The sequence below is a fragment of the Streptomyces colwelliae genome, assembly GCF_048158785.1.
In the GTDB taxonomy this organism is placed as follows: Bacteria; Actinomycetota; Actinomycetes; order Streptomycetales; family Streptomycetaceae; genus Streptomyces.
In genome coordinates, this window is record NZ_JBLTJC010000774.1 from 1 (window position 1) to 1537 (window position 1537).

Below are 1537 nucleotides of genomic sequence, written 5' to 3' on the forward strand. Positions count from 1 at the left end.
CCGCACGGTCGAGGGGCTCGCGGCCCGCTTCACCGAGCGCAGCAAGGCGGTGCTCGTCCTCAACACACTGCCGTTGCCCGCGTCCCTGACGGCGCTGAGCACCGACCAGAGCGCACGGGCCCGGCTGTGACGGCCGGCGGGAGCGGGATTGGGGCACATGACGAGGACCGTGCCAGGCAACACGCGGCGAAAGATGCCGGAGCGGCCTGTGCGTCCTCCGACTGGCCCAACCGGAGCGAACGGGCATGCGAACGAACGGTCTTGCGTTCTATGCCTGCTCGCCGGTTCGGGTGATTTACGGCAAGGTTCACGAAGGGCGTGCCGGCAGATCAGGGACCTTGCGCACCGGGCGGGGTGTGGTCGTCACAGAGGGGGGCCAGCAGGTGCTCGATGGGTACGTCGAAGGCGTGGGCGAGGGCGTGCCAGGTGGTGACGCTGCCGGTGGTGCGGCCGTGTTCGAGGTCGATGAGGGTGCGGCGGGCCAGGCCACTACGGCCTGCGAGTTCGTCGAAGGTCCAGCCGCGTTCGCCCCGCAGGCGCGCCAGCGTTACGCGCAGCGCGGTGAGGTCGGGGTCGGGCGGCAAGATCGTCACTCCACCATCCGACGGTGCAGGACCCTGCCCTGTCAGTGCAGACCTCTGCACTATCTGGCGAGGTGGGAGTGACGTACACGGTGCAGAGATCTGCACTACCGTGCGTGCGTTCCGGCCTCCAACGGCCGGACGGCCACCGCGGCACGGACAGAGAGGAGGACGACCAGCAGATGAGGCTTGCCCGTGCGCATGCCGCAGTGCGGCGCATCTGGACCGTGGAGCTGCGTCCGCAAGCAGGCGGCCCCACGCTCGTCTGCCCCACCTGCACCGCCCACACTTCTCCCCTCGCTGCCTCCTCCGCGCTGGCACATCTGGCCTGCCACGCCCGCGCCGACGCGCTGCCGGTGTATCTGCGCAGCTGCCAGTGCCGGGCACAGGGATGTGCGTGGCATCCGCGTCACCGCTGATGCGCCGGGCCAGTACGTCTTGCCCTCACCCGTGACCGCGGCGGCCGCACCTGGCGGCTGGCCGACGCCTGCACGGCCTGCGCGGGGGCAACCAGCCACACCGCCGTGGTGCCGGACACGCTGCTCGGCTCCGCCTTGCCGCAGTCTTCCGCCGGCCCGCCGAAGCCCGCCCGCACCGGGTTCCGCCCGGGGCCCGACGAGCAGGTACGCGTGCGGGAGATGCTCACCTACCTCGGCGCCGCGCTGCCCCGCTTCACCTCCCCCGCCGCCCGGCTACTGGGCCTGCAGTGCGCCCTGCGCACCGATACCCGCGGCTATGTCCGACTACAGGCCGGGCTGTTGCGCGGCATGCGCCTGCGCGGGCACCGGGACCTGTGGCAGGAACTGGCCCACGCCGGCTGGCTGGAGCCGCCGGATGCCAGGTCTGCTGCTCCCGTGCAGCTGCGGCTGCTCGATGCCGCAGTCCTGGACCAGGCACCCGGCCGCCGCGCCCGCCGGCGCGCCGCTCACTGGGCGCTGCACCCCGCCCCGCTGCCC

Annotated in this window: 2 protein-coding genes and 1 pseudogene; 2 read left to right on the forward strand and 1 reads right to left on the reverse strand. The window is 72.5% G+C overall.

Going from position 1 to position 1537, the window contains the following annotated elements; genetic code table 11:
• Window positions 1-329 precede the first annotated feature (329 nt).
• Complete coding sequence (locus ACNFOC_RS54230; RefSeq protein WP_329240785.1) at window positions 330-593, reverse strand: helix-turn-helix transcriptional regulator; 264 nt, start codon at window positions 591-593, stop codon at window positions 330-332.
• Window positions 594-697: 104 nt separating this feature from the next.
• On the opposite strand from ACNFOC_RS54230, the gene ACNFOC_RS54235 reads away from it, so the two are divergent.
• On the forward strand, window positions 698-1000 hold the full coding sequence (locus ACNFOC_RS54235) for a hypothetical protein (RefSeq protein WP_416966292.1): 303 nt from the start codon (window positions 698-700) through the stop codon (window positions 998-1000).
• A gap of 108 nt (window positions 1001-1108) precedes the next feature.
• A pseudogene (locus tag ACNFOC_RS54240) lies at window positions 1109-1537 on the forward strand (hypothetical protein); the annotation flags it as partial.